6 protein-coding genes and 2 pseudogenes are annotated in these 7,417 nt (G+C 71.8%); 2 read left to right on the top strand and 6 right to left on the bottom strand.

Annotated features, from left to right (window positions below; all coding sequences use genetic code 11):
* A pseudogene (locus ACZ4LX_RS31955) lies at window positions 1–311 on the bottom strand (coagulation factor 5/8 type domain-containing protein); the annotation flags it as partial.
* A gap of 424 nt (window positions 312–735) precedes the next feature.
* On the opposite strand from ACZ4LX_RS31955, the gene ACZ4LX_RS31960 reads away from it, so the two are divergent.
* Entirely contained in the window at window positions 736–1,398 is a 663-nt protein-coding gene (locus tag ACZ4LX_RS31960; protein WP_467650404.1) for a class I SAM-dependent DNA methyltransferase, read from the top strand.
* 407 nt (window positions 1,399–1,805) lie between these two features.
* Here the strand turns inward: ACZ4LX_RS31960 and ACZ4LX_RS31965 are convergent, their stop codons facing one another.
* Together ACZ4LX_RS31965 and ACZ4LX_RS31970 are read right to left on the bottom strand one after the other, a co-directional pair.
* Window positions 1,806–2,363, bottom strand: a complete 558-nt coding sequence (locus tag ACZ4LX_RS31965; RefSeq protein WP_467650405.1) for a TetR/AcrR family transcriptional regulator — start codon at window positions 2,361–2,363, stop codon at window positions 1,806–1,808.
* Between the two features lie 112 nt (window positions 2,364–2,475).
* The gene (locus tag ACZ4LX_RS31970; RefSeq protein ID WP_467650406.1) at window positions 2,476–3,054 is read right to left on the bottom strand and encodes a sugar O-acetyltransferase; all 579 of its coding nucleotides are present in this window, start codon (window positions 3,052–3,054) and stop codon (window positions 2,476–2,478) included.
* 132 nt (window positions 3,055–3,186) lie between these two features.
* Between ACZ4LX_RS31970 and ACZ4LX_RS31975 the strand changes: the two genes are divergently transcribed.
* Window positions 3,187–4,389, top strand: a complete 1,203-nt coding sequence (locus ACZ4LX_RS31975; protein ID WP_467650407.1) for an MFS transporter — start codon at window positions 3,187–3,189, stop codon at window positions 4,387–4,389.
* Window positions 4,390–4,598: 209 nt separating this feature from the next.
* On the opposite strand, the gene thrS is transcribed toward ACZ4LX_RS31975, so the two are convergent.
* The 3 genes and pseudogenes from thrS to ACZ4LX_RS31990 form a co-directional block, all read right to left on the bottom strand.
* Window positions 4,599–5,900 (bottom strand): threonine--tRNA ligase, encoded by a 1,302-nt coding sequence (thrS, locus tag ACZ4LX_RS31980; protein WP_467650408.1) that lies wholly within the window; start codon window positions 5,898–5,900, stop codon window positions 4,599–4,601.
* A 122-nt stretch (window positions 5,901–6,022) separates the two neighbouring features.
* Window positions 6,023–6,778: a class F sortase gene (locus ACZ4LX_RS31985; RefSeq protein WP_467650409.1), complete on the bottom strand. Its 756-nt coding sequence runs from the start codon at window positions 6,776–6,778 to the stop codon at window positions 6,023–6,025.
* 318 nt (window positions 6,779–7,096) lie between these two features.
* Window positions 7,097–7,417, bottom strand: a pseudogene (locus ACZ4LX_RS31990) (hypothetical protein); the annotation flags it as partial.

Consider the following 7,417-nt stretch of genomic DNA (forward strand, 5'->3'; position numbering starts at 1 on the left):
ATCAGCGCATAGCGGCCGGTGCCGAACTGCGCCGACTCCTGCTGCTTGAACACCTCGTCGACCTTGGCCTGGATACCGGGCGTCGACGGGTCGAACACCATCACTTGGGGACCGAGATCGCCGCCTCCCTCGATGGCCTGCGCGTCCTCGCCGAAGGCGGTCTGCGCCGTGGGGACGGCCATGAGCAGGGAAACGGCGAAAGCGGCAAACCCGAACGAGCGGGTCCGGCGCCTGCGCCGGGGTGCGGTGGGGGTTCCCGTGGGGGGAGTCGTGCGGGATTCCGTAGGGGATTCCGTGGGGGGAACATGCATGGGTGTACGTCTCCTGAGTCGTGGTACGGGTGACACGACGGGCTCGTCGGTTGGCCTCTGAGAGCGCTCTCCGACGGGTGTTGATGGTTCCGCCGTTACCCGGGAAACGTCAAGAGGTGTGCATCAGGAGCCTCGGCCGATCCATCTGGGCGCAATAAATAACGCCAGCGGCACGGCAATTAACCTATTTCGCGCTCAGTTCGGGGTGCGGTTGGCTTCAGGAGATGATGTTGCCGAACCCGCCGAACCCGCCGAACCCGCCGAACCCGCCGAACCCGCCGAACCCGCCCATGGCGCGCGGCGTTTCCGCTGCCCGATCCCTGCCCGATCCCTGCCCGATCCCCGCCCGGCCGGGTCTGCCCGGCCGGTGTCCGCCGGTTCCGGGGCATGCGGTCCGGAACCGGAGCGGTCTAGGGTCGGACGGGTGACGGACGCCGCCGGACTGACAGCGACAAGGGCCTACTACGACACCGTGGCCGAGGGCTACGCCGAGCGCATCGAGGACGCCTTCGCCCGGGACGTGTGGGGACGCGCGATGCTCGGCGCGTTCGCCGAAGAGGTGCGGGACGACGGCGGCCTGCCCGTTGCCGACCTGGGGTGCGGGCCCGGGCATGTGAGCGCACACCTGGCTGGGCTCGGTCTCGCGGTCCGGGGCGTGGATCTGTCGCCGCGCATGGTGGACATCGCCCGGCGCAGCCATCCGGAGCTGTCGTTCGAGGTGGGCTCGATGAGCAGTCTGGAGCTTCCGGACGGGGAACTCGGGGGCGCCGTCGCCTGGTGGTCGATCATGCACACGCCCCCGCCGCTGCTGCCGGTCCTGCTCGCCGAGTTCCATCGGGTGCTGACGCCCGGCGGTCGGTTGCTGCTCGGGTTCCACGCCGGCGAGGATCAGCCGTACAGGGGGCCCCGGCGCGACGGCGGCGTGAGCTACGACATTCACCTTCTCTCACCCGGCCGGGTCGGCGGCTTGATGGAACAGGCCGGGTTCACCGTCACCGCACGGTTGCTGGGGGATGGCGACACCTGGCCGTGGGCCTGCCTCGCCGGACGGCGGGCCGTCACCGGTCCCGACGGGGCAGCGGGATGATCCCGGGCCGGGCAGTGGGTCCTTGAGGTCGTTCACCTGGACGAACGCGTCGCCGGGCTCAGGCATGTCGCGGACGGCGGACGGTACTTGGTCGCGCCCGGTCCAGTGGAACGGCTGGGCGAAGATCACGGCGTGGAACGGGCGCCGAGTCCGGCCGGCAGCTCCTCGGCGCGGGCGCGGACCCAGCGCACGTTGTGCACCTCGCGCGGCCGGGCCCGGCGTTCCGCTTCGGCCAGCATGTCCTCGTCCGGGTCGAGCCCACTGCCCCGGAACAGGGTGTTGTCCCACTGCCAGTCCTCGGCCGTGTTCTGCCCGTTCCTTCCACCGCGTGATCCCAGCGAATCAAGGGAGGGGCCTGGCCGGCACCTTGGTCAGGTGGGGTGCCGGCCAGGGGTCTTGGGGGCGCGTCAGGAACGTGCGTCGTGGGCCCGGGTGACGCGGGCGATCGCCTCGACGGTCAGGGCCCGGTCATGAGGCTCGGTCTCCAGGGCGCGATGGATGGACAGGCCCTCGATCAGCGCGTCGAGCTGACGTGCCGTCGCCGGGTCGAAGTGCCACTCCAGGGCAACGCGGCTGCGGCGCATCCACTCCCGGGTCAGCTCGCGGTAGGCGGGTTTGCGGGCGGCGAGGGTGTACAGCTCGTGGGTGAGGACGAGCTCGCGCTGGTTCCCGCCGGAGAGGTGGTGGACCAGATCGGCGACCGCTTCCCGGGCCTCGGCAGGCGTGGTGGCGGCGCCGAGGCGTTCCTCGAAGACGGCGACGATGCTGCTGGAGAAACGGCTGAACGCCTCCCGCAGCAGCTCGTCCATGCCGCCGAAGTGGTACGTCATCGAGCCGAGCGGCACCCCCGCACGGGCGGCGACCTTTCGGTGCGAGGTCCCGGCGACCCCCTCCTCGGCGATCAGGTCGAGCGCGGCGGTGATGATGCGCTCCCGCCGCTCGGGGTCGTTCTGTCCGGTCGCCACGGTGCTTCTTTCTGCAGAGAGGTGCTCGGGCCCCTTCCAGTACACCGTGCCGGTCGGGGTGGTCGGGCCCCTTCCGGTACACCGTGCCGGTTGCGGGCCTGGTGGGCAGCCCTTAGATCGAGCGGATCACCCGGGCCGGATTGCCGACCGCGACCACGTTGGCGGGCACGTCCTTGGTCACGACGGCTCCCGCGCCGATCACGCTGTTGTCCCCGATGGTCACGCCGGCCAGCACGATCGCACCGCCGCCCAGCCAGACATTGTCGCCGATCGTGATCGGCCTCGCCGCTTCCAGCTTGTCCCGGCGCGGCTCCGGCTCCACCGGGTGGGTAGGGGTGAGCAGCTGCACGTTCGGCCCGATCTGGCAGTCGCGGCCGATCGTGATCGGCGCCACGTCCAGGGCGGTGAGGTTGTAGTTGATGAACGTGTCCTCGCCGACCGTGAGGTACGAGCCGTAGTCCACATACAGCGGCGGCCTGATGTGCGCACCGGCGCCGAGACCGCCCAGGAGCTCGGCGACGACGGGCCGCGCGGCGTCCGGGTCCTCGGTGTACGCCGCCAGATACCGGGCGGCGAGGCGTACGGCGCGGCGCTGGGCCTCCTCGATGTCGGGGTCGTCGGCGATGTAGAGGTCCCCGGCGAGCATCCGTTCATGATTCGTACGCGGGTCTCCCGCGAAGTGGTCGGTCATGGGTACGATCGTACACTTCAGAGGCGTACGATCGTACGCCCCTGCCGGACTCCGCCGGTGAACTTCCGAACCCGGATTCCGAACTTCCGAACCCGTCCCGAACCCGTTTCTGAACTACCGAGGCCCGCTTTCATGGATGCCGCCACACGCCGCAGGCGTACCGCACTCTTTCTCTTCATGCTCGCCGCCGGCGCCGGCATGGCCTCCTGGGTGGCCCGCACCCCCGCCGTCAGGGACGGCCTCGACGTGTCCACCGGCGCGATGGGACTGGTGCTCTTCGGACTGTCCACCGGTTCGATGGCCGGGGTGACCGCCTCCGGACCGCTCGTTCGCCGTCATGGCGGCCGGACCGCCATCACCGTCGGCGCGGCACTGATCGTGACCGGACTACTGGTCGTCGCCGCGGCCACGGGCCTGTCGCTGGCGGTCGGGGTCTTCTGCGGACTGGCCCTGTTCGGCGGCGGGATGGGGCTTGCCGAAGTCGCGTTCAACATCGAGGGCGCGGATGTGGAGGGGCTTATCGGCCGGCCCGTTCTGCCGGTGCTGCACGGCTGTTTCAGTCTGGGCACCGTGATCGGGGCGTTGCTCGGCATGGCGCTGACCGCAGTCGCGTTCCCCGTCGGATGGCATCTGACGGCCGTCTCGGTGCTCGTCGCCGCCGCCTCGGCCCTGGCGGTCCGGGCGATCCCCCACGGCACGGGCAAGGAAGAGGCAGGCACCGCCGGACCTGGCGGGTGGCGGGGCCAGTTCACGGTGTGGCGGGACCGGCGGCTTGTGCTCATCGGGGTGATCGTGCTGGCCATGGCCTTCGCGGAGGGGGCGGCCAACGACTGGCTGCCGCTGCTCATGGTGGACGGCTACGAGGTGAGCGCCACCGCCGGGTCGCTGACCTTCCTGGTCTTCGCCGCCTCGATGACGTTCGGCCGCTTCGCGGGCGGCCCCCTCCTGGAGCGCTTCGGTCCCGTCCGGGTCGTCCGGATCAGCGCGGTCATCGCCGCGCTGGGCCTGACGGTGGTGATCGTTTCTCCCAGCCCGTTGATGGCGGGCGCCGCCACGGTGCTGTGGGGGCTGGGCGCCTCGCTCGGTTTCCCGGTCACCGTGTCCGCCGCGGGCGACCACCCGCGCGACGCGGCGGCACGGGTCGCCGCGGTCTCCACCGCCGGCTACGTCGCCTTCCTCGTCGGCCCGCCCGCGCTCGGCTTCCTCGCCGACCACGTCGGGCTCCGGCTCACGATGACCGTCGTGCTCGCCCTGCTCGTCGTCGCGTCCACCCTGGCCGGTGCTCTCGTCTCCGCCCGCCGCACCGGTGCGGAGCCGGAGCCCGTCCCGAACTGATTCTGTCCGAGCTGCCCGAGCTGCCCGAGCTGAAAGAGCAGCCCGAGCTGTTCGGGCAACCGGAGAGCTGCCCCAGCTGTCCGGGCAATCCGGGAAGTCCGGCAGGCGGAGCGTCTCGGAGCCCCGCCTGCCGACCCGTTCAGGCCGACCCGTTCAGGCCGACCCGTTCAGGCGGGCCCGTTCATGCGGGCCCTTTCAGGCCGGCCGGTTCAGTGGTCGTCCCACAGCGCGGTGCGGTGCCCCGCGACCAGCGCGCCGATCCGTTCAAGGACCTCCGCGGCCGGCAGCGGATCGAGACGGCGGCCGTCCCGCAGACGCAGCGCCACCAGCCCGTCCGCGGCCTCCGCCGCTCCGAGGACCGCCTGGTACGGCACCAGACGGGAGTCCCGGATCCTGGCCCCCAGACTGCCGCGCTCCCGGCCGCTGACCTCCGCCCGCAGCCCGAGCGCGGTGCAGCGGGCGGCAAGCGCCTCGGCGTTCGGCAGTTCGGTGTCCGAGACCGGCAGGATCACCAGCTGGACCGGGGAGAGCCAGGCGGGGAACGCGCCGCCGTGCTCCTCGATCAGGTGGGCGACGGCCCGCTCCACGCTGCCGATGATGCTGCGGTGCACCATGACCGGCCGGTGCTTCGCCCCGTCCGCGCCGATGTAGTGCAGATCGAACCGTTCCGGCTGGTGGAAGTCGACCTGGACGGTCGAGAGGGTCGATTCGCGGCCCGCCGCGTCGGCGACCTGGACGTCGATCTTGGGGCCGTAGAACGCCGCCTCGCCCTCGACCGCCTCGTACGGCAGCCCGGAGGCGTCGAGGACCCCGGTCAGCAGGGCGGTCGAGCGCTGCCACATCTCGGGCGCGGCTACGTACTTGCCGCCCGGGCCGGGCAGCGAGAGGCGGAACCGGGCCGGGCGGATGCCCAGTGCCTCGTAGGCGCGTCGGATCATGTCCAGCGCGGCCCGCGCCTCCTCGGCCACCTGGTCCAGGGTGCAGAAGATATGGGCATCGTTCAGCTGGATGGCCCGCACCCGGGTTAGCCCGCCGAGCACCCCGGAGAGCTCGGAGCGGTACATGCCGCCCAGTTCGGCCATCCGCAGCGGCAGTTCGCGGTAACTGTGGGAGCGGGAACGGTAGATGACCGCGTGGTGCGGGCACAGGCTCGGCCGCAGGACGACCTGTTCACCGCCCAGGTCCATCGGCGGGAACATGTCGTCGCTGTAGTGCGACCAGTGCCCCGAGATCTCGTACAGCTCACGTTTGCCGAGCACCGGCGAGTACACGTGCCGGTAGCCCGCGAGCCGCTCGGCGGTGCGGATGTACTCCTCCAGGGTGTGCCGCAGGGCCGCACCGTCCGGCAGCCAGTAGGGGAGCCCCGCGCCGATCAGCGGGTCGGTGTCGAACAGCTCCAGCTCGCGGCCGAGCCTGCGGTGGTCGTGCATGGCGGTCTCCTCGCGTACGGAGGGCGAGTGACCGCAAGCAGAAGCCCCGGGGCACTCGCCCCGGGGCTTCGGACTGGTCATCAGTCAGCGCGCCGGGACACTCTCCGGCGTCGTCGTCATGGCAGCGCGCTTCTTCATACGGGGGACGCTAGCAGCGCCCCACGGCCCGGCGCACGGGCATTTCCGCCGGGGAGCACGGCGGCTCAGCCCTTCTTGGCCGAGTCGAGGTGCGCGAACACGACCACGTTGTCCTCGTAGTCCTTGGCCTTCTTGTCGTAGGTGCCGCCACACGTGATCAGACGCAGCTGGGCGTCCGGAGTGTCGGCGTAGACCCGCTTGTCGGGGAACTTGGCCTTGCTGAACGTCTCGACGGTGTCGACCTTGAACGTGGCCACCGTGCCGTCCGCACGCTTGATGTCGACCGTCGCCCCGGGGCGCAGGAAGCGCAGCTGGAGGAAGACGGCGGGGCCGGTCATCGTGTCGACATGGCCCGCCACGATCGAGGCCCCGCGCTCGCCCGGCGTCACACCGCCCTTGAACCAGCCGACCAGGTTCTTGTCGTTCGGCGGAGGGGCGTCCAGGCGGCCGGAGGCGCCGATCGACAGCGGGGTGAAGGGGGCGTCCACCGCGATGGCCGGGATCTTGAGCCGGGTCGGCACGGAACGGGACAGGCCCGGGGCGGTGGTGGGGGTGGGGGCGGTGGTGGGGGTGACCTGCTGGGGGACGGCGGCGGCCGGTGGGGAGGCAGCGGGGGCCGGAGCCGCGGGGGCCGGGGCGGCCGGCGCAGCGGCGGCGAGCGGTGCGGGTGGTTTGTCGTCGGCCGAGGGGCCGATGGAGTTGTAGATCAGGAGCATGCCGAGCCCGGCCACTGCGGCGGGCCAGAGCAGCGCGCGGCCGAGCGTGACGGTGTCGGAGGAAGGCGGGGAGGCGGGGGAACCGGGCGACTGCGGGGCGGCCATGGGAATGTGCCTTTCGTCCGTGCGGGGAGGTGGGGGTGGTGGCGTGGGGCAGGGGGCTTCCCCGTCCGGGCCTGGGTCTTCCGCCGGTCCGGGGCTTCCCCGTCCCCGGTCGGGACTTCCCGTCCGGGCCGGGACTTCTCCGCCAGGGCCGGGGCTTTCCCCTCGGGCCCGGGTTTCCCGTCCCGGCCGGTACAGGACGGGACGGAAAACCCGGGCCCGGACCGGGGGAGGGACCCGGGGAAAACGAAGGTGCCGCGGCCGCCGTCCGGAAGGACGGCGGCCGCGACAGCGAAGCGACCGGCTCGCGGTGCGGCCGGGTCAGGCCATCGCGCCGCCCGCCGCCTGACGGCGGCGCACCTTGTACGCGCCGACACCGACACCGCCGAGGAGCAGCAGCGAACCGGCCGCCAGACCGCCGCCGGTCATGGCCATCGCGCCACCACCGGTGTGCACGCCGCCGCTGGGCTTGTCCTTCTTCCAGCCCTCGTCGCTCTTCTCGGTCTTCTCGCTCTTCGCGGCCTTGTCGGACTTCTCGGCCTTCTCGGTCTTGCCGCCCTCTTCGTCGTTGCCGGGCTGCCATTCCTTGGCGACCGTCGACGCCAGGGCGCCGCCGCCGGTGTGGACGCCGCCGTTGGGCTT

The sequence above is a fragment of the Streptomyces sp. NPDC026062 genome (genome assembly GCF_055568375.1).